Source organism: Marivirga sericea, assembly GCF_900177665.1.
GTDB lineage: Bacteria > Bacteroidota > Bacteroidia > Cytophagales > Cyclobacteriaceae > Marivirga > Marivirga sericea.
On sequence record NZ_FXAW01000006.1, the window covers coordinates 173,880 to 194,287 of the forward strand.

The following is a 20,408-nucleotide window of genomic DNA, read 5'->3' on the forward strand; positions in this document are numbered from 1 at the left end:
CAGCTGATCCAGTGCACAAAAATTAAAACTGTTGGAGTAAAAATAAATAATGAGTTACATTTCTTTAGAAGTAAATTGCGATGAAGATTTTATTGAAATATTCATGGCGGAATTAGCAGAAATTGGTTTCTCTACCTTTCAGGAAAAGGAAGGAGGAGATGGGCTTTTCGCTTATTCAGAAGAAAATCAAAACATAGAAACTTCTCAAATTCAAGCCCTTTTTCAGCAGTATGAAAAATTGACTTCTTTATCCTATAATTTAGGAACAGTAGAAAAAGAAAATTGGAATTCAGACTGGGAAAAGAATTATGAGCCTATCGAAGTGGAAGATAAAATTTTGGTGCGCGCTCATTTCCATCCTTCGAAACCGCAGTTTCCTATTGAAATTATAGTAACTCCGAAAATGTCTTTTGGGACTGGCCATCATGAAACAACCTATCAAATGCTGAATCAGATGTACGACATGGATTTAGAAGATAAGATGGTGTTGGATGCAGGCTGCGGAACTGGAATTTTAGCAATCTTTGCTGCCTTAAGAGGAGCTACTAAAGTTGATGCCTACGATATAGATGAATGGGCTGTAGAAAATACTGTAGAGAATTTTTCGTTAAATTCGATTATAGCTTCGAAGCACAAGGTCTGGCAAGGAGAGGTTCAAAGCATTCCCAAAAAAGAAACTTATGATTTGGTGTTAGCTAACATTAACAAAAACATATTATTGTCAGATATTCAGCATCTTAATAAACATATTAAGAAGGGAGGATTTTTGATGCTAAGCGGTTTTTATGAAAATGATATTCCAGACATTTTAAATGAATGCAGTAAATTTTCGTTAGAACTAATCAATCAATCTGTAAGGAACCAATGGTCAGCCATTTTGCTTAAAAACAATAAATGAGAGGTTTTTTTATCGTCATATTAATTTTTTCGACTTTCTTTTGGGCTGGTGCTCAAGATGAAGTGGCAACTGATAAAGCATCTGCTCCAGATTTTTTAAAGTCCGTGCAGTTGGATTTAGCGCAGCTAAACTCCGAAAAGGGAGAGAGCGTCTCCTTGTTTTTTCAGAATTACTGGAATAAGGAGAATTCCTTAAGTCAACAGAACAAGTTGCTTATTGAAGAGATTTACAATAAGATGAAATCCGATAACCTTTCGGTACGGGATTTTAGATTACCCTTTATAAGTACACTTTCGGGAGCATCATCTAATCTGGAAGATCCAGCAAAAGCTATAAATACGTTTTTGGAAATAACCGAAAGAGCTTACGAAGAACTGGAAAACAATCAGTTTAAGTCATTACTAAGAACAACTGAACAGATTTTAGAAAAGAAAGCCATTTTTTACAGTCGCTACTATCAAGTGGCATTCTCTGGAGGAAGCGTCAGTTTTGAATGGCCTACAGAACCTGAAGTAACGGTTGAAGTTGAGAATGAAACAGCAGCAGAAGAAGAAGTTGAAGACGCTTGGGGTAGCGAAGCAGATAATGCTTGGGGAGCTGAAGAAGATGATGCTTGGAGTGACAGTGATGATTCCTGGGGTAGCGAAGATGGATGGGCTGCAGAAGAGTCTGCTCCAAAAGAAACTGCGAGTAACTCCCCGGTAGATTTATCCGCTTTTAGTGAGCCAATGCCCATTTTAGAAGGGCCTATCGTTATATTGAAAAATATAAATCTGAAATTCCTGAATGCCTCTGATTCTATAAAAATAAATGATGTTACAGGCAAGCTTGAATTAATCGGAAATACTTTCGTTGCTGAAAATGGTATTTTGACTTGGGAGCATTTAGGAAAATCAACAGAAGAGCTCAATGCAGAGTTCTCAGATTTTACATTTGAAGTAAATGAAAAACAGTTCTCTGCTGAACAAGTCACTTTAAATTACCCAGATATTATAAAAGAACCTGTGAAAGGATTTATTGACTTTAAAGTAGATAATACTGAAAAAGGAAAAGCAAAATATCCTTTTTTCCAGTCATATAAGTCTGGTTATGATCTAAATTTTGTGAAGGTGGAAGGCCTATATTTAGTTGGAGGAGTTACTCTTAAAGGAACTACATTGGGCACTGCCGCAATGGATAATAGTTTTAGCAGCTTGGAGCTACAGGGCTCTGCTGTAAAAAAATTCAGGGCAGAGTCTCGCGAATTCATTTATGAAGACAGCACCTTTGTCTCAGATCTTAGTAGTGTTTCAATTTATCAAAGAAAAGATTCTATATACCACCCCGGCCTCAGTCTTGATTATAGAGTAAATGAGAATTCCCTTAACCTATTGAAAAATAAAGGTAATTTTAAGAACACTCCCTTCTATGCGAGCTATTTTAACATGGATTTTACAGCAGATAAGCTTAGCTGGGATATGGATTCATCTGTTGTTGAAATTTCTATCTTAATCGCTGGTAATAGGGTTCCGGCACTATTTGAATCTGCAGAATATTTTAATGAATACAGATACAATAGTCTTTCTGGTTTATATAAATTTCATGCTTTACAAGTAGTAGTCAATTACAGCAGGACTGCAAACCAAAAGTCATTTTATACTAATGAAGTAGCTGAAAAGACAAGAATTGATGAAAGTAAATTGCGATCAGGAATGAAATTACTGATGCAAAATGGCTTTATTAAATATGATGTCGTTAGTGGCAAAATTAACATGCTCGATAAAGCTTTTCACTATGTGGATTCCCGATGGGGACGAAAAGATTATGATAATGTTCAAATTTCATCGGTTTCATCTGGGAAGCCAAATGGGAAATTGAATCTGGATCAAGGTACATTAGATATTTTCGGTGTAGAAGAGTTTATTATCAACGATAAGTTAGGAATCAGCGTAGAGCCTGATAGTGGTCGAGTAGTTTTACGTAAAAATCGTGATGTTCAATTTGACGGAACAGTCTATGCAGGAAATTACCAATATATAGGAGAGGAATTTAAAATGGACTATGATAGTTTTCTGATATCTATGCCTAAAATTGATAATATTAAATTCAATTTAAACACTGGGGATAACAGCAAGCAGTCCAATAAAGAGCAGATACAAAATCAATTAGTTGAAACTGCAGGAGTATTATACATTAACGAACCTAATAATAAATCTGCTCAAAAAGAGTTTCCAAAGTATCCGATTTTTAATGCAACCAAGGGAGCTACAGTATATTTTCTAGGTGAAGAAATTCTAGATGGTGTTTACGACCAAAGTCTTTATTTTATAATTCCACCTTTTGAAATTGACTCTGTAAGTAGTTCTGATCCTAATTCAATAGCCTTTGACGGAGTTTTTCATTCAGGAGATATTTTTCCTGAATTTGAAGAAAAACTGAGGGTAATGCCTGATAAATCTTTAGGTTTCAATCATCCATTACCAGAAGAAGGTATAAGCTTATTAGCAGGTGAGGCTCAATTTTATGGTACTATAAAATTAGATAACAAAGGATTAAGAGGAGGTGATAAGATCGAATATTTAAGCTCAACAATTAAATCTGAAAACTTTACTTTCTTTAAGGATTCTATTACAGCAATTGGTACTTATGCAACCATCGAACCTGGCGATTGGGATGGAATTTCCTATCCGCAAATGGAGATTTTAAATTTCGATATGCGATGGCTAACGGCAAAAGATAGCCTCTATATGAGCAATCGCTCGGAGCCTTTTAAAATGTACAATGAAACTGCATCATTAGAAGGGAAAACCATTATCTCGAAAAAAGGTCTTTTTGGTTTGGGAGAAATGACAACTAGGGGGTCTAATACTTCATCAAAAGAGTTTAGCTTCGAAGAACAGAGTTTTTCTGCAAGACATGCGGATTTCCGAATTGAATCTACCGATACAATTCCTGCCTTGTCAGCCGATGACGTACGGCTCGATTTCGATTTTCAAGCAAATACTGCAACCGTAAACCCTGAGATAGAGGGTGATGCTGCATTGGATTTCCCATATGCCAGCTACAAAACGTCCATTCCTTCTGCATTATGGAAGCTAGATGAAAAAATTGTAGAAATGACAAAACCTGCAGATATCAATATTAGAAATTCTTACTTCTACTCTACAAATCCCGATCAAGATTCATTGGTTTTTAACGCAACAAAAGCAGTGTACGATATCGAGAGTCAGGCACTTAATGTATCAGGCATTCCTTTTATTACAGTTGCAGATGCTCAAGTTACACCAAGTGGCGGTGAAGTAATAATTGGAGAGAATGGCAAAATTAATAAGCTTTATAATGCCACACTTACTTTGGATACGCTAACAGGATACCATAATTTATATGATGCAGAAATTGATATTGTTTCCCGAAATAAGTTTTTAGGAAATGCTACCTATCGATATGTGAATTCTATTGGGGATACCTTCTCCATCAAAATGGGAGAATTTAGTTTAGAGCCTATTCCAAGTGAAGAAAACAGTAATAGGACTTTAAGAACCGTATCTTCTGGAAGCGTTCGTAAGGAAGATCGAATGCTGATTAGCCCAGGCATGTATTACAAAGGAGATGTAACAATGTATGCCAACAAACCTGCTTTAGAATTGCAGGGCTACATTCAACCTGATCTACAAGATATTCCAAATTATGATACTTGGATTGGCTATAAGAGCGATGGAAGTGCAAAAGAGGTTGTAATTGATTTTGGAAATAGTACTACCGAAATGGGAGAGCCCCTACAAGCAGGAATCCATTTCGACAATGCTAATAATCAGCTTTACGCAACCTTTATGAATGAAAAGAGAGATTTTTCAGATGAGGACTTTTTCAAGCCTAGTGGCTTATTGACCTACAGCGCTACCAAAAATCAATTTGTTATTGAAAACAGGGAAAGAAAAACCGGAACCTCATATGCAGGTAAATACTTTGCCTACAATGAGAAGGAGCAAAAATTGGAATTTGAGGGACCATTTCAATTCATGAAAAGCAGAAAAGAAGCTAGCTTTAAGTCTGCAGGATCAGGTTCTGGGGATTTGTTGAGTCAGCAGTTTATTTTCAATTTAATGATGACCGTAGAATTCGATTTACCCAATGCCTTTACTCCCATTATAGGTACTGACATGTTAGAAGTAGTGCAGCGTCTAGGCTTGCCAGAGTCCACTAAGGATCTAGATAGATTATTGCCTAAACTAGCAGAAATAGCAGGTAATTCAGTAGCAAAGCGCTATGAAGAGAATTTTTTTAATGAATATATTCCATTGCATACCCTTACATCTGATTTCACAAAAACTTTAGTCTTAAACAACATTGATATGAAATGGTCGGACGAAAACCATTCTTGGTACAGCGTAGGGAAAATCGGATTGTCAAATACAGGCTCTCAAGATATCAATGCAAATATTGACGGCTTCATCGAAATTCAAAAGTTAGAGATGGGATCCGCTATTAAGGTATTCTTGCAAGTTTCGCCATCTTGCTGGTATTTCTTTCATTATGAGGAAGACCGATTAATATTTTTCTCCTCAAATAAAGAGGCTAATGAGCTTATAGATAATAAATCAAAAGCAGAGAAAGCTAAGTTCGGAGATTTTGTCTTTTTAACGGGAGATAAGTTGGAAGCTACTAACTTTATCGAGGATTATCGTAAGAGGTATTTTGATATTGATGCTCCTTATTATTTAGAAATGGCAAGTGAGGCAGGAGCTGCAGCTGCTCCAGCTAATAATATGCCAATTCCTACACAAGATGCACCAGCTGAAGATGATGATGATGGTTTTTAATTTAAATTTAAGTTAACACTCATAAATAGTAATAGATGATCACTAAAGAAGAAACAGGAAAATATTTAGACGAAAACAAACAAAGATTTTTAGATGAGCTTTTTGATCTACTAAGGATTCCAAGCGTGAGCGCAGATCCGAAATTTAAGGGGGATGTAAAGAAAGCTGCTGAATTTATGAAGGCTAAATTTGAAGAAGCTGGAGCCGATAATGTGGAGGTTTGTGAAACAGCCGGGCACCCAATAGTGTATGCTGATAAACTTATTGATCCAAAATTACCAACAGTGTTGGTATATGGACATTATGACGTTCAACCAGCCGATCCGTATGAGCTTTGGGATTCAGAACCTTTTAATCCTGTAATTAAAGATGGGAAAATTGTAGCTAGAGGCTCTGCAGATGATAAAGGTCAAATGTATATTCATGTTAAGGCCTTCGAAATGATGATGCAAAATGGAGGCGTTCCCTGCAATGTAAAATTCATGATCGAGGGTGAGGAAGAAGTTGGATCTGAAAATTTAGAAATTTTCATTGCTGAAAATAAAGAAAAATTGAAATCAGATGTGATTGTAATATCGGATACATCAATGATTGCAAATGAGCACCCCTCGATGGCAGTGAGCTTGAAAGGAATAAGTTATCTGGAAATTGAAGTGACGGGACCCAATAGAGATCTACACTCCGGAGTTTATGGTGGTGCGGTTGCTAACCCAATTAATGTATTGGCTAGAATGATTGCTTCTCTTCAAGATGAAAATAGGAAGGTAACTGTCCCAGGGTTTTACGACAAAGTGTTAGAACTTACGCAAGCAGAAAGAGATGAAATGAATAAAGCTCCCTTCAATTTAGATGTTTACAAGAGAGACTTAAAAATTGAAGATGTTGAAGGGGAAGCTACTTATAATACTTTAGAAAGAATGGGAATTCGTCCAACTCTTGATGTAAATGGTATTTGGGGCGGCTACATAGGTGAAGGTGCAAAAACGGTACTTCCATCTAAAGCCAATGCAAAAATTTCTATGCGTCTAGTACCAAATCAAAATCACCATGAGATCACGGAGTTATTCCAGAAGCATTTGGAAAGCATAGCGCCTAAAAGTGTCAAGGTCAAGGTGATCCCACATCACGGTGGTATGCCATATGTTACACCAACAGATACTGATTCTTACAAAGCAGCAGAGAAAGCTTTTGAAAAAGTATGGGGTAAAAAGCCAATTCCAACAAGAGAAGGAGGAAGTATTCCAATCGTCTCTTTATTTAAAGATATTTTAGGTCTTGATAGTATTTTAATGGGATTTGGACTGAATTCGGATGCTATTCACTCACCCAATGAAAGTTTTGGAGTTGAAAACTATCTAAAAGGAATTGAAACTGTAGCTTTGTTCCATCAATATTTTGCTGAGTTAGATAAATAATACGGTACGATAAAACTAGAGGTTAGCCTGTTTTTCTTCGGAGAAACAGGCCTCTTTATTTGATGACAATAGAGGATATCCCGAGAGTCTCCAAAACCATCCAAACCACAAAAAGAACGTAAAGAATTAAAAGTACTATCCCTTCCCACCGCACCAGCGCTAAGTTTGTTCGCAGGAAAATAAACATGATAATGGTGATCAAAGCAAGAAACAACATAAGCGGTGCTGCCATTGTAAAGTTGACTACTGCGGAACCCGCTATCAAAACCCCTACAGGAACAGCAACCAAAAGGTCGAAGATATTACTACCAATCACATTACCTAAACTAATTGAGCCTTTAAATTTTCGTGCAATTTTAATACTTACCACCGCATCAGGAATACTAGTAGCACCTGCAACAATAGTGATCCCCCATATGAAATCTGGAGTATTGAAAAATTCTCCCAAGAAAATTGCCCCGCTTACTAAGCCTTCCACACTGGCAACAATTAATACTAGACTAACAATTAGCTTTATCCAATCTTTTCTAATGTTTACGCTTCCTTTATCAACGCCCAGCACTGCTCTTTTCCCATGATCTCTTCTGTAATCCCTCGTTTCCATTCCTTGTATAAAAAGGTAAAGACCATAAAAAACGATAGGAATAAAGGCAATCCATCGTGTCATTGTACCTTCCATATTGTTTGGCGTAACTACGATTGGATAATAAATATAAGCTAGCGCAAAAGATATGAACAATATAAAAACTGAAATTATGTAATACTGGGTATCCTTGTAAATTAAGCTTAAATCTGCAGGCATTCTTTTCACTAAGACAGCAGAAATCCCTGGTATGACTAATATATTGAAGATGGCTGAACCTACAATAGCAGAAACACCTAAGTCAAACTTTCCATGAAGTAGAGTGGATAAAACAGTAGCCGCTAATTCTGGAAAACTTGAACCTACAGCTGTGATAATTGTTCCTTGGATCAAGGGGGGTAATCGGTAATAATCTGAAAGTTTTTCAGATGATTCTTCTAGGAGGCTCCCTCCTTTCCATACAGCAAAAGTAGAAATTAAGATAATTCCTATATATAGTAAAAGTTCTCCCATATTCAGATTCAAATATGGGTAAAATCGAAATGTAAAACAACATTACATATTAAAATCATACGTAATTTTCTATCCAGTACGGCTGTACCATATATATCATACTTTTTTAACTATTTATTCTGTTAAATTAGCGTTATTCCTTACATACAAAAGTTCGCTTTTCTGTTGGTAATCTTCTTTTAAAACAGCTAACTCGACTTTGCCTTTTTTAAGCAAGCCTAAAAAATCTATAATAACCTCAGGCTGATATTGTTGGATATCGTCATACAAAACGATCATTTGTTCTTTTTTGCTCATATCATTGAGAATTGATTCGCTTAATTTAGGGTGATAGAATCGCGTAGCAATTCTAGTGGCAGATTGATACATATCTGTATGTCCTCCTAAAATTATTGCAGATTTCTCCCGAATCAATTCAGTATAGAGGGACTCTCCACTTACCAATTTATTGAAATTTCCGATATCATGTATACGAGTATTCTGATAGAATATACTGAAGTTAATAGTTACTAATAGAGCTGTTAAAGTAATTGCAAATGCTTCTGCTATAATTTTTCTTTTAAATTGAAAAACAAAATGCACGATGAAAAAGGCAAAAGAAGGAACAAAAAGTAGCAATTCAAAAGGCGCCTGTTGCTCTGAAATCCACCAACTTCCAAAGGCTGCTAAAAACATAATAAACATTACTTGCTGTACCCGTAATTGATAATTGGTAAACCGTGTCGCGGTAAACGTCTTGTAAAGCGCAAACAGAAAGATAATGACAGGGAAAACTGAAATAATTAAAATTGACTGTAGATCAATGACTGGTTCTGCTTTATCAAAAATGTTGAATAGTATCCATTGATTATAAAGGGCCTCAAGGCCACCCTTCCAGTAGAAAAAAATTGAAACTATTAGCGCTGGGAATATAAAGCCATATAGGAACAACAAATACCTTCGTAAGACTAGGCTAGTAAGCAATGCAAATGATAAAATCGTTGCAATTAAAAAAAAAATCGAAGGGAGATAAAAAAGAACCGCAAAACCCATGAAAATACCAGTTTTTAGAATTGTGGCATCTTGGAGTTTGTTCTCTATCCTAAGATAAATGTTATCCAATACTAAAAGTATAAATGTAAGACTGATCAGTGCAGGTGATAAGGTGAAAAAATCGTAGAAAATGGACATCATCAAAGCATAGATCAGCGCAGGAATATACGAGTTTTCATTATATGCTTTATTTCTCAACATGATATTATTGAAGAGCGAAAACTGATAGGTGACTAACAGAATCGATAAAATATGCAATACCAAAACGGATTTTCCAAATAAGAATTCTACCATCATATAGATCCCTGCAGCTAAAGGAGCAATTGGAGTGATTATATCTTTGTAGAGAATATTCCCGGAGTTCAGTGCTTCTCCAATCAAAAGCCAATTTGTTTCGTACACTAAAGCATCCGATCCTATCATATAGGGTAAACGCAAAAGAAGCACCGCCAAGAAGAGGATCAGTAATCGATAAGGGTCGTTAATTCGGAAAAAACCTAACAATAGTCTTTGGTTTTGTTTAAAATTCAATTGCTAAATTAGGCGATAAAGCACAAATTGTATAAAATATCGTGCATATTTGTAAAGAAATTATAGAATACTATGGCTGCAGGTTCAAGACAGAAAAAATATTCCAGTTTATTACAAAAAGATTTAAGCGAGATTTTCCAAAAACAGATGGCTAATGCTTTTGGTAAGGCATTTATAACAATCACGGATGTAGAGGTATCTCCAGATTTAAGTTTTGCTAAAATATATCTAAGCTTGATGCTTTCCGATAAACCAAGCGAAACTTTAGAGATGATTAGAGAAAGAAAAAGTGAGATTAGGAAGCATCTAGGAAATAGAATCGGTAAACAAGTTAGAATTGTACCTGAAATAGCGTTCTTCATAGATGATACCTTAGAGAAAGCTAGTCGAATGGAGGATATTTTGTCAAAACTCGAAATTCCACCAGAGGAAGAGGAGGAGGAAGATGACGAAAACAATGAGGATTAAAAATTCAGTTGTAGAATATTGAAGAACCTATCATTTTTTATAGCGAGAAGATATTTCCTATCTAAAAAGAAAAAGGGATTTATAAATGTACTTTCCATAATTGCAATGGTGGGTGTTGCTATTGGAACAACTGCATTGGTTATTGTACTTTCTGTTTTCAACGGACTTGAAGACTTAATTCGTTCCCTGTATAGTTCATTTGATGCTGACATAAAAATAAGTTTGAAGGAAGGTAAATTCTTTGAATATGATGAAGAGCTTCAGACTAAAATAAAACAGCACAAAGGCCTAGCTACTATTGTACAGGTGGTAGAAGATAATGCGTTGGTCCGATACAATGACGGAGAATCAGTTGTCAGAATGAAAGGTGTTAGTTCTGATTTTGTTCAAAATAGCCAACTGAAAAAACACATAACAGAAGGACAGTTAAAACTCACTGAAAAGGAACAGAATTTTGCTGTGGTAGGTCAAGGTATTCGATACAATTTATCGATCAATTCGCGCAATGACTTTTTAGCTTTACAGTTTTACTATCCCAAAAATATTAGTCCGGGTAGGACAAATCCATCGAGTATGTACAATTCAGGGATATTAATGCCCGCTGGAGTTTTTGCCATTGAGAAACAATATGATGAAAAATATATATTTGTTCCAATTCGTTTTGCAAGAAAACTAATTGGAAAACAAAACCAATGTACTTCAATCGAGATCAATTTAGAAGAAGGCCTTTCAGTTAGAACTATACAAGAATCTCTTCAGGAGAAACTAGGAGATCAATTTGAAGTCTTAAATTCAGACGAACAACATGCCTCCTTACTAAAAGCCATTAAAATCGAGAAATTATTTATTTACCTTACTTTTAGTTTCATTCTAGCAGTGGCTTCTTTCAATATCTTTTTTGCGCTTACTATGTTAGCACTTGACAAAAAGAGAGATATCAGCATTTTATATGCTATGGGAACACCCGTAAAAACAATCCGCAATATTTTCCTAAAAGAGGGCGCCATTATTTCACTTTCTGGAGCATTAACTGGCGGGCTTTTGGGGTTCATTATTTGCCTACTACAGCAAGAATACGGACTAATCTCTATGAATATGGCTTCAGCTGTTCAGGAGGCTTATCCAGTGAAAATGATACCTTCAGATTTTATATTCACAATGCTCACAATTTCAGTAATCACTATTTTGGCATCTTTCAAACCTGCCCAAGTAGCTGCGAAATCTGTTGAAATACAGAGATTATAGTAAAATATTCAAAAAAACAATACGAGTTCCATCCTAATTCCTTAAATTTCAATTCTGATTTCTTCAAAAAATTGACAAAAACTGTTTGATTGATAAGTTTTATCTATGAAGGTATTTACCACTCAACCATTTCAACTGATTTATTCATTATTCGAACACGAATATTTGGGGTACACATTCGAGTCGTTTGTGGTGCAAAAAAATAGTCGTGGAGAATTGACCTTTTCTCATCAAAATATTTCTTCTAAGAATGCCAAGGAGTTCGGTAAAGGACTTGATGAAGTGGATTATGAGCTGATCGAGTTGATGGATGAAATGCAACAGGATGTGGTAGTAAGGAAGTTTGCCAAGAAGAAAATGAAGCCAACCGAATTTTTTGATAAGTTCTATAATACCGATGGTGGGAATGACTTAGTCAAAGGAGAAATAGAGCGCTATATGGAGAAAAGGCGTTCTGAGATTCTCAGTCGGATAAAAGGAAAAATGCTTTTTGAAATGGGAAATGACGGAGAACCTGCATGGCGTCAAATAGAAATCATGCAGGAAAAAGCCACTATCCTTTTTCATTTCGTTAAAAATGAAGATAATACGCACTATTTCCCTACTATTAAGCACGATGGTGAAAAACTAGAATTTCAGTACAAAGGGGCTTATTTAATTTGCAATGAGCCTGCATGGCTTGTCGTTGACCAAAAGCTTTATTCTTTTGAGAAAGATCCTGAAGGAAAGAAAATAAAGCCATTCCTTAACAAAAAATTTATAGCGATTCCTCAAAAAGTAGAGGAAACCTATTTCAAAAAGTTTGTTGCTCCATTAGTAGCCTCTTTTGATGTTTTTGCTAGAGGTTTTAAAATAAAAACTTTTAGAGAAGAGCCATATCCTAAACTGAAGATTTCTGAATTAACCTCCACTTCAGGGAAAAACCTTGATTTATTTTCCAATGGCAATAAAGATCTGGAGGATGAAGGCAAATTATTGATGGAACTGAAATTCAAATATGGAGAACATACCTTTCCTCTAGGAAAAGGAGAAGGCGTTTCAGTAAAAGTGGAAAAAGAAGATGGTCAATTTGTTTTCAAACGACTAGTGAGGAATCTACTAAAAGAGAAAAGCTTGAGAGATGCTATGGTAGAAAGAGGCCTGAACATCTTGAAGGGAAAATTGACAGTTCCAAAAACACTAGCTTTCAGCTGGATTTCAAAAAATGTCGATTGGCTTGATGAAAATCAGGTAGAGATCCAACAAGAAAAGCTTAATAATGATAAAAGCTATTTTGTAGGTAAATCTACCATTGAAATTGATATATCTGAGGGTATTGACTGGTTTGATATCAATGCAATCGTAATGTTCGGAGATTATGAGATTCCTTTTAAAGAGCTTAGGAAACATATCTTGAACAATCAAACTGAGTTTCAACTGCCTAATAACCAAACAGCTGTAATTCCTTCTCATTGGTTTGAAGACTATTCCGAATTATTTAGTTTTATGGAGAATGCCAATGAAGATGCCATGAAAATGAGAAAGCATCATCTGTCTCTAGTCAATGAAATGGAAAAGAGTAATTTGGCTAAGGTGCAAATGGATAGGAAGTTGGCAAAGCTGGAAGACTTCACTCAGATAGATGACCATCCACTTCCTGCAGATTTTTCAGGAGAATTAAGACCCTATCAAAAGGAAGGATTTAACTGGCTGCAGTTTTTAAACCAATATAATTTTGGCGGATGCTTGGCAGATGATATGGGATTGGGAAAAACCGTCCAGACGCTTGCTATGCTACAATCTGAGAAAGAAAATGGTAGAACTGCGGCAAGTCTTCTAATTATGCCCACTTCTTTGGTTTATAATTGGCAGTCTGAAGCAGAAAAATTCACACCCGAATTGAAAATATTTGTTTACACTGGAACCAACCGGATTAAAAGCAGTAAGCAATTTGAAGAGTACGATTTGGTCTTAACCTCCTATGGCATCACTCGGTTAGATATTGATATTCTATCAGAATTTTTATTTAATTATATTATTTTAGATGAGTCTCAGGCCATCAAAAATCCCGATTCGCATATTGCCAAAGCAGTAAAGAAACTAAAATCTCGCAGAAAGCTGGTGCTCACGGGTACGCCAGTTGAGAACAGCACTATGGATTTATGGTCACAAATGTCATTCGTCAATCCAGGTCTTTTGGGTAATAAGAAATTTTTTAAGGATGAATTTGTAACACCGATTGAGAAAAAGCGAGATGAACAAAAATCTCAGAAATTGGCGACTTTGATAAAGCCCTTCATTTTGAGGCGACATAAATCGCAAGTGGCCACGGAATTACCTGACAAAATCGAAAATGTTCATTACTCTGGTATGACCACCATGCAGGAAGAAAAATATGACGAAGTAAAAAACTATTTCCGGGATATGATCTTGGATGAGATTGAGAAAAAAGGAATTCGAAGTTCGCAGATGATTTTATTACAAGGCTTAACTCAATTGCGGCAAATAGCTAACCACCCGAAAATGGTCGATCCCGAGTATCAAGGAGATTCTGGCAAGATGGAAGACGTAACTCATATGTTAAGTTCTATTATTTCCGAAGGGCATAAGATCTTAGTTTTTAGTCAGTTTGTAAAGCACTTGAGCTTATTTAAAGATTTTATGGAGCGAAGTCATATCAAGTACACCTATCTAGACGGCACTACAAAAGATCGCCAAAAGCAAGTGAAACTATTTCAAGAAAACGATGAAATATCCGTTTTTTTAATCTCTTTAAAGGCTGGTGGTTTAGGATTGAATCTTACTGCTGCTGATTATGTATTTTTGCTAGATCCATGGTGGAATCCTGCAATTGAACAGCAGGCAGTGGATAGAGCGCACAGAATTGGTCAAAAACAACAAGTTTTTACTTATAAATTCATTACAAAAAATACAGTAGAAGAAAAGATTTTAGCCCTACAACAAAAGAAGTTGACTTTAGCCCGAGATTTGATCAGTACTGAAGAGAGTTTCATGAAAAGCTTAAGTAAAGAAGATATTCAAAGCATATTGGCTTAGTCTGCGCACTCTAATATTAATTTTATACTTCAGCAGTTTTTCAATTTTATAAACACATTGTATCCTAAATTATTTTATGGCAAAAGTTAAATCAGCATATTTCTGTCAAGAGTGCGGACATGAATCGCCTAAATGGGTAGGAAAATGTCCTTCCTGCGGACAGTGGAATACATTCGTAGAAGAAGTAGTGACCAAAGAGAAATCTTCGAGTGGTTATCAATCAGCGAGTAAAAGAGCTAATAAGCCAATTGCGATACAAGAGGTAGAAAGTACGACTGAGGCCAGAATTAAAGTAGCTGATCGCGAATTGAGTCGAGTGCTTGGTGGGGGGATTGTTCCAGGTTCTTTGGTATTAATTGGTGGAGAGCCTGGGATTGGGAAATCTACTTTGATGCTTCAAATTGCCCTACAGCTCTCAAACCTTAAGGTTTTATATGTAAGTGGAGAAGAAAGTGCACAACAAATCAAGATGAGAGCAGATCGAATGGAACACGATTCTAAAAACTGTTTTATTCTTACTGAAACCCATACGGCCGATATATTCAGAGAAGTAGAGGCTTTAGGGCCTGATCTATTAGTAATCGACTCCATACAAACATTGCATTCCCCTAAGATTGAATCAGCCGCAGGTAGTGTAGGGCAAGTCAAAGAATGTACTGCCGAACTGATGCGCTTTGCCAAAGAAAATAAAATTCCAGTTTTTTTGATTGGCCACATCACCAAGGATGGCGCAATAGCGGGACCTAAAGTCTTAGAGCATATGGTCGATGCAGTGTTACAGTTCGAGGGGGATCGCCATTTGACTTATCGTATCCTAAGAACCACAAAGAATCGATTTGGATCGACAAACGAATTAGGTATTTATGAAATGATGCAAAATGGATTACGTCAAGTTAGCAATCCTTCAGAAATCTTAATCTCTCAAAAAGATAAAGATAGTAGTGGAACTGCGATAGGAGCTACTTTAGAAGGAAATCGACCACTTTTGATTGAAATACAGGCACTTGTCAGCCCTGCCACCTACGGTACTCCTCAACGTTCTGCTACAGGCTATGACAGCAAAAGATTGAATATGTTGCTGGCAGTTTTAGAAAAAAGAGGGGGATTCCGGCTCGGTATTCAAGATGTGTTTTTAAATATTGCGGGTGGAGTACGCGTAGAAGATCCTGCTATCGATCTAGCTGTTTGCGTGGCCATCATTTCCTCCTTGGAAGAAATCCCGTTATCATCCAAAACTTGTGTAGCAGCAGAAGTAGGTCTAAGCGGAGAAATACGAGCAGTAAATAGAGTAGAAAATAGAATCGCAGAAGCTGAAAAGTTGGGTTTTAAGGAAATCCTAGTTTCTAAATTTAGTATGAAAGGCGTTGATACTGCCCGATACAATATTGAAATAAAAACTTTTAGTCAATTAGGAGAAGTAGTAAGCTATTTATTCGGATAAAATTAAAGGCTAGAAGAGTCTCTTCAAACAGGAAGGACAAAATACAAGGGGTTTTGGCACTCAACCTTTTGGTATACTGATAAACCATAATCGTTTTTTCAAGTGAATTAATTTTCTGATATTTGAATCCTTTCTTCAAAATCTATTTTTATGCAGGAGTTTTTTCAAGAATTGGGATTTTCCAATCAGATATTTGCATTTTTTATTCTGCCTTTGTTAATATTTTTAGCAAGGGTTGCAGATGTTTCAATTGGAACCATTAGGGTGATCTTAGTGATGCAAGGTAAAAAAGGGCTTGCTCCACTTTTGGGTTTTTTTGAATCTCTTATCTGGTTATTAGCAATTGGGCAAATATTTCAGCATATTGATAATCCCGTAAGTTATATCTCCTATGCTACAGGTTATGCATTTGGTACATACGTGGGCATAATTCTGGAAGAAAAAATGGCGATAGGGAGAGTAGTAGTTAGAGTGATTACAGCATTACCAGCTAATGATTTAATCGATTACTTAGAAAGAAAAAATCATCGCTATTCTAATATAGATGCAACTGGAAATGATGGAAAGGTCAATATTATTTTTACTGTTGTGAAAAGAAATGCATTAAAGGAATTAATTCCTAAAGTTAAAGAGTATAATCCGAAAGCATTTTTCACTATAGAGGGTGTGAAAAAGGTTAGTGATGAGGAAGTGTCTTTCAAAGAGAATAAAGGTATACTGATTGGAAAAATGTTAGATATCCGAAGTAAATAATAGGATATTCTTTACTTACGCATTTAAATTTAGGAGGTGCCTTTTGCATCCTGAATTTGATTGTGCTATTTTAACTTTGTTTCCTGTATAGAAAATGTTATTCTAAGAGAAAATAAATCTTAGATTGTTGATATATGGCATAATTTTAGCTTATTGATCTATTTAAATTGAATCAAAAATCCTAATGAAAGGAATTACCTTAAAATTTTTCTTTTTAATCCTGATTTTGAGCGCTAGTGTACAATTATCTAATGCTCAAAATGAATCTCTTTTTGACGATGTACGCTCTGCACTTAAAGCAGGTAGCTCAAAGGAATTATCTCAGCATTTCCATGATAATATCGAGGTCAATATTGATGATGAAGTTGGCAATTACAGTAATGTTCATGCCGAAATTTACCTCAAAGAATTTTTCAAAAAACACGAACCTATAAGTTTTGAATATGCTCACCAAGGAGGATCTCCTGAAGGGCTAAACTATGCAATAGGTAATTACGTGCATTCTGATGGTGCTTACGTTGTGCTAATTAGAGCGAAAAAATTTGATGGTAAACAGAAGATTTATATCATTGATTTTACCGAAGAATAAAGAAAACTACCTTTTCCAACTCAAGTTTTCCTCAGGCATTACAAACCAAAGGATAATATAAACCAGTATTCCTGGAAAAGCAGCACTTAAGATTGAAATCAAAACGTACAGTAATCTTACCTTACCAGGGTCCCAACCAAAGTATTTTGCAATTCCTCCGCATACTCCTGCGAAAACTCTCTCTCTTGTTCTTTCTAAATTCTTTTCCATTTCTTCTTTTTTCTTAATATATCTCAAGATGGGTGCCAAATTTAAAAAACACCTCCAAATAGCAGATTTGGCACTTTACCTATTTTCTACTGTTCAATTTCGAACAATATTTTTATCATATTGAACACGGTTCAAAATCATTATATTTGTGGCTTTACTATTTAAATTACCGCATGTATAACATAATAAAATCATTGATTTATTTCTTCTTGCGCTCATTAATGGAGGCAAGCTTTTCTTTTAGTTATCGTAATATCATAGTGACAGGTTATGATAAGATCAAACATTTAAAACCAACTCTGTTTGTAAGTAATCACCAGAATACTTTTATGGACGGATTTGTTTTGATCAAAGTAGCTAGAAATATAAGCCCTAACATTTTGACAAGAGCAGATATTTTTAAGTCAAAGTGGGCTGCTATCGCCCTTGATATTATTCGTTTAATTCCGATATATAGAAAAAAAGATAATATGGGCAGCGTTGCTCAAAATAATGAGATCTTTAAAAAATGTATTTCTTTATTTAAAAATGGGGAACCGTTACTAATCTTTCCTGAAGGTAATCACGCAATGGAGAGGTTCTTGAGACCTTTGCAAAAAGGTCCTGCACGAATTGCTTTCCAAGCTGAAGAAGAGAGTGATTTTCAATTGGGCTTAAATGTAAGTCCCTTTGGTATACAGTATGAGAATCATCCTAAAAGATGGTATGATCTCCATGTGCATTTTGGAAATGCCTTTCAAGTTCAGGAATTTCAAGAAGTTTTTGCAGAAAACCCAACAATAGCTCAGAAACAGTTCACTGATAAAATTCAGCAAGATATCTCAGCAGAGATGATCGATATCGAGTGGCATTCAGAATATAAATTTATGGAGCAAGTAAGACTCTTACTGAAACCATATGCCATGACATGGGCTGATTCCAAGAAGTCTAGTGTTCATGCTGAAAATGAAGTTGTAAATATTCTGGGAAACCGACTTCAGAAGAATGCAGATAAAATGACTGTATTGAAGAGCAGAGTTGAGAATTATTTTGAAAAAGTTAAGAATAGTAATCTTACAGAAGATTTTGTAGCAAAAAAGCCTACTGTAGTTGGATTCCTGCAGAAAACAGTAGGGGTCTTGTTAGGACTTCCTTTTTGGTTCATTGCAAAACTCATTAATTTTGTTCCTGAATATATTGTGGAAAAGAAAATTATAGCCCCAGTTAAAGATATTACTTGGCATATTTCCTTAAGGACAGGTGCGTCCATGTTCATTTATCCAATATTTTATTTGACTATATTCGTGATCATGGGTGTAAGTTTAGGTTGGCTTATAGCAGGCATAGTAGTATTCACATTTCCATTATTATCAGTGGTTATGTATGAAACAGAATACCATTTCAAGAAATTGAAAAATAGCATAATCTTGTTTCAAAAGCAGGAAATATTGAAAGAAGAGCAGGAATTGGTTCAGGAATTCAGATCTATAATGTCATAAAAATTAGATAAGATCAATAGGAATTATCACCCAACAAGTGGTGCAAGGAAGAATCCTGCCAATACTAAAACTATTATTGCTACAATATTCAATAAAATGCCAGCTCTCACCATTTGCTTAATGTTAATATAGCCGCTTGAAAATACAATGGCATTTGGGGGAGTACTAATGGGCATCATGAAAGCGCAACTTGAAGCCATAGCCACGGGTATTGCTAACAAGAGCGGTTCAATGTCCAAACCATTTGCGATGCTTAATACCATTGGAATGGCGATAGTAGTTAAAGCTACATTGCTCATTACTTCTGTTAGGAATAATGCTAATGCGGTTAAAATCAAAAGCAATAGCCACAAAGGGATATTCTGATATTGACTAATGGTTTGCCCTATCATGTCAACAAATCCAGCTGTCTCCATGGCCTTAGCCAAGGCCATTCCACCCCCAAATAGAATCAAAATTCCCCAAGGCAGGTTTTTCATGTCTTCCCAATTCATAAGCATTTTTCCTGACTTATTAAGGGGGACTAGAAATGTTGCTAGCCCCCCTGTCATGGCTGTGACGGTATCATTGAAAAGTTCCATACCTAAAAGTGAATTGATTTGTGATTTAGCTACCCAACAGAAAGCCGTAATTCCGAAGATGATGGCAACCGCTTTTTCTTCAGTGCTCCATCTGCCTAACTGCTTTAATTCTTGACTAATAAATAATTCAGCTTTTTCAATTTTCGTGATGCCATGTCGAAAGAGCACTTTGGTCAATATTTGGTAAATCAGGATAAGCATCACGATTACTGTCGGAACTCCAATTATCAACCAGCTTGCAAAGCTAATATCCTTTCCCAGTATATTTTTAACCACTCCTACCAAAACCACATTAGGTGGAGTACCAATAATGGTTGCCATACCTCCCACATTTGCAGCATAAGCAATACTAAGGAAAAGAGCAGTTTTAAAGCGGTTAAAGCCTGAGAAGGAATTTTCATGAGCTTCCAATAATTTCACAACGGAAAGGGCAATGGGCAACATCATAACAGCAGTAGCTGTATTACTTATCCACATACTAAGCACAGCCGTAGCCAACATAAAGCCGAGAATAATACCATTGGCATTAGTTCCGGTCAATTTTATTAGATTGAGTGCAATTCTTCGATGGAGCTGGTGCTTTTCCATTGCTAAAGCCAGCATAAATCCGCCCATGAACAAAAAAATAATTGGGCTGGCATAGGGAGCAGTTGCATCTGAAAGCTTAAATACCCCAGTGGTGGGCAATAGGATCATCGGTAATAGAGCAGTAGCAAAGATAGGTATGGCTTCAAATACCCACCAAATAATCATCCATAATGCAATAGAAAATACATCCCAACCCGTTTCGGGAAACCAAAACTGAGGATCCGCCATTTGAATAATTGCAAAGATCA

At 35.9% G+C, this 20,408-nt stretch carries 14 protein-coding genes; 10 read left to right on the forward strand and 4 right to left on the reverse strand.

Features of this window, described 5'->3' with window-relative positions:
* Positions 1-49 precede the first annotated feature (49 nt).
* From prmA to B9Y84_RS14475, 3 genes are read left to right on the forward strand one after another with little or no spacing between them, the layout of a single operon-like run.
* Positions 50-898: a 50S ribosomal protein L11 methyltransferase gene (gene prmA, locus B9Y84_RS14465; RefSeq protein ID WP_085518106.1), complete on the forward strand. Its 849-nt coding sequence runs from the start codon at positions 50-52 to the stop codon at positions 896-898.
* Entirely contained in the window at positions 895-5,697 is a 4,803-nt protein-coding gene (locus B9Y84_RS14470) for a hypothetical protein (protein ID WP_085518107.1), read from the forward strand. Before prmA ends, B9Y84_RS14470 begins: the two co-directional genes overlap by 4 nt.
* 35 nt (positions 5,698-5,732) lie before the next feature.
* Positions 5,733-7,112: a dipeptidase gene (locus B9Y84_RS14475; RefSeq protein WP_085518108.1), complete on the forward strand. Its 1,380-nt coding sequence runs from the start codon at positions 5,733-5,735 to the stop codon at positions 7,110-7,112.
* A gap of 55 nt (positions 7,113-7,167) precedes the next feature.
* Here B9Y84_RS14475 and B9Y84_RS14480 read toward each other — a convergent pair whose 3' ends face one another.
* Positions 7,168-8,208, reverse strand: a complete 1,041-nt coding sequence (locus B9Y84_RS14480; RefSeq protein WP_085518109.1) for a sodium:calcium antiporter — start codon at positions 8,206-8,208, stop codon at positions 7,168-7,170.
* 114 nt (positions 8,209-8,322) lie between these two features.
* Positions 8,323-9,744, reverse strand: a complete 1,422-nt coding sequence (locus B9Y84_RS14485; RefSeq protein WP_176223811.1) for a hypothetical protein — start codon at positions 9,742-9,744, stop codon at positions 8,323-8,325.
* A 99-nt stretch (positions 9,745-9,843) separates the two neighbouring features.
* Here B9Y84_RS14485 and rbfA point away from each other — a divergent pair, with 99 nt between their 5' ends.
* The 6 genes from rbfA (at position 9,844) to B9Y84_RS14515 (ending at position 17,303) form a co-directional block, all read left to right on the forward strand.
* Positions 9,844-10,239, forward strand: coding sequence for a 30S ribosome-binding factor RbfA (rbfA, locus tag B9Y84_RS14490; protein ID WP_085518111.1), 396 nt, complete (start codon positions 9,844-9,846; stop codon positions 10,237-10,239).
* Positions 10,240-10,257: 18 nt separating this feature from the next.
* The gene (locus tag B9Y84_RS14495) at positions 10,258-11,484 is read left to right on the forward strand and encodes an ABC transporter permease (protein WP_085518112.1); all 1,227 of its coding nucleotides are present in this window, start codon (positions 10,258-10,260) and stop codon (positions 11,482-11,484) included.
* 105 nt (positions 11,485-11,589) lie between these two features.
* On the forward strand, positions 11,590-14,520 hold the full coding sequence (locus B9Y84_RS14500) for a DEAD/DEAH box helicase (protein WP_085518113.1): 2,931 nt from the start codon (positions 11,590-11,592) through the stop codon (positions 14,518-14,520).
* A 76-nt stretch (positions 14,521-14,596) separates the two neighbouring features.
* On the forward strand, positions 14,597-15,961 hold the full coding sequence (radA, locus tag B9Y84_RS14505) for a DNA repair protein RadA (protein ID WP_085518114.1): 1,365 nt from the start codon (positions 14,597-14,599) through the stop codon (positions 15,959-15,961).
* 150 nt (positions 15,962-16,111) lie between these two features.
* Positions 16,112-16,714, forward strand: coding sequence for a DUF2179 domain-containing protein (locus tag B9Y84_RS14510; RefSeq protein WP_085518115.1), 603 nt, complete (start codon positions 16,112-16,114; stop codon positions 16,712-16,714).
* A 184-nt stretch (positions 16,715-16,898) separates the two neighbouring features.
* Positions 16,899-17,303 (forward strand): DUF4783 domain-containing protein, encoded by a 405-nt coding sequence (locus B9Y84_RS14515; protein WP_085518116.1) that lies wholly within the window; start codon positions 16,899-16,901, stop codon positions 17,301-17,303.
* 6 nt (positions 17,304-17,309) lie between these two features.
* On the opposite strand, the gene B9Y84_RS14520 is transcribed toward B9Y84_RS14515, so the two are convergent.
* Positions 17,310-17,513: a PspC domain-containing protein gene (locus tag B9Y84_RS14520; RefSeq protein WP_085518263.1), complete on the reverse strand. Its 204-nt coding sequence runs from the start codon at positions 17,511-17,513 to the stop codon at positions 17,310-17,312.
* Between the two features lie 173 nt (positions 17,514-17,686).
* On the opposite strand from B9Y84_RS14520, the gene B9Y84_RS14525 reads away from it, so the two are divergent.
* The gene (locus B9Y84_RS14525; RefSeq protein WP_085518117.1) at positions 17,687-18,991 is read left to right on the forward strand and encodes a 1-acyl-sn-glycerol-3-phosphate acyltransferase; all 1,305 of its coding nucleotides are present in this window, start codon (positions 17,687-17,689) and stop codon (positions 18,989-18,991) included.
* Between the two features lie 26 nt (positions 18,992-19,017).
* Here the strand turns inward: B9Y84_RS14525 and B9Y84_RS14530 are convergent, their stop codons facing one another.
* A complete protein-coding gene (locus tag B9Y84_RS14530; protein WP_085518118.1) occupies positions 19,018-20,388 on the reverse strand; it encodes an SLC13 family permease in 1,371 nt (456 codons plus the stop codon).
* Positions 20,389-20,408: the final 20 nt, after the last annotated feature.

Excerpts from the sequence above, each read along its gene's own strand:
- B9Y84_RS14530 (WP_085518118.1), bottom strand. The coding sequence starts at position 20,388 with ATGGCGGATCCTCAGTTTTGGTTTCCCGAAACGGGTTGGGATGTATTT.
- B9Y84_RS14520 (WP_085518263.1), bottom strand. The coding sequence starts at position 17,513 with ATGGAAAAGAATTTAGAAAGAACAAGAGAGAGAGTTTTCGCAGGAGTA.
- B9Y84_RS14515 (WP_085518116.1), top strand. The coding sequence starts at position 16,899 with ATGAAAGGAATTACCTTAAAATTTTTCTTTTTAATCCTGATTTTGAGC.
- B9Y84_RS14480 (WP_085518109.1), bottom strand. The coding sequence starts at position 8,208 with ATGGGAGAACTTTTACTATATATAGGAATTATCTTAATTTCTACTTTT.
- B9Y84_RS14510 (WP_085518115.1), top strand. The coding sequence starts at position 16,112 with ATGCAGGAGTTTTTTCAAGAATTGGGATTTTCCAATCAGATATTTGCA.
- prmA (WP_085518106.1), top strand. The coding sequence starts at position 50 with ATGAGTTACATTTCTTTAGAAGTAAATTGCGATGAAGATTTTATTGAA.
- rbfA (WP_085518111.1), top strand. The coding sequence starts at position 9,844 with ATGGCTGCAGGTTCAAGACAGAAAAAATATTCCAGTTTATTACAAAAA.
- B9Y84_RS14525 (WP_085518117.1), top strand. The coding sequence starts at position 17,687 with ATGTATAACATAATAAAATCATTGATTTATTTCTTCTTGCGCTCATTA.
- B9Y84_RS14475 (WP_085518108.1), top strand. The coding sequence starts at position 5,733 with ATGATCACTAAAGAAGAAACAGGAAAATATTTAGACGAAAACAAACAA.
- B9Y84_RS14470 (WP_085518107.1), top strand. The coding sequence starts at position 895 with ATGAGAGGTTTTTTTATCGTCATATTAATTTTTTCGACTTTCTTTTGG.
- radA (WP_085518114.1), top strand. The coding sequence starts at position 14,597 with ATGGCAAAAGTTAAATCAGCATATTTCTGTCAAGAGTGCGGACATGAA.
- B9Y84_RS14500 (WP_085518113.1), top strand. The coding sequence starts at position 11,590 with ATGAAGGTATTTACCACTCAACCATTTCAACTGATTTATTCATTATTC.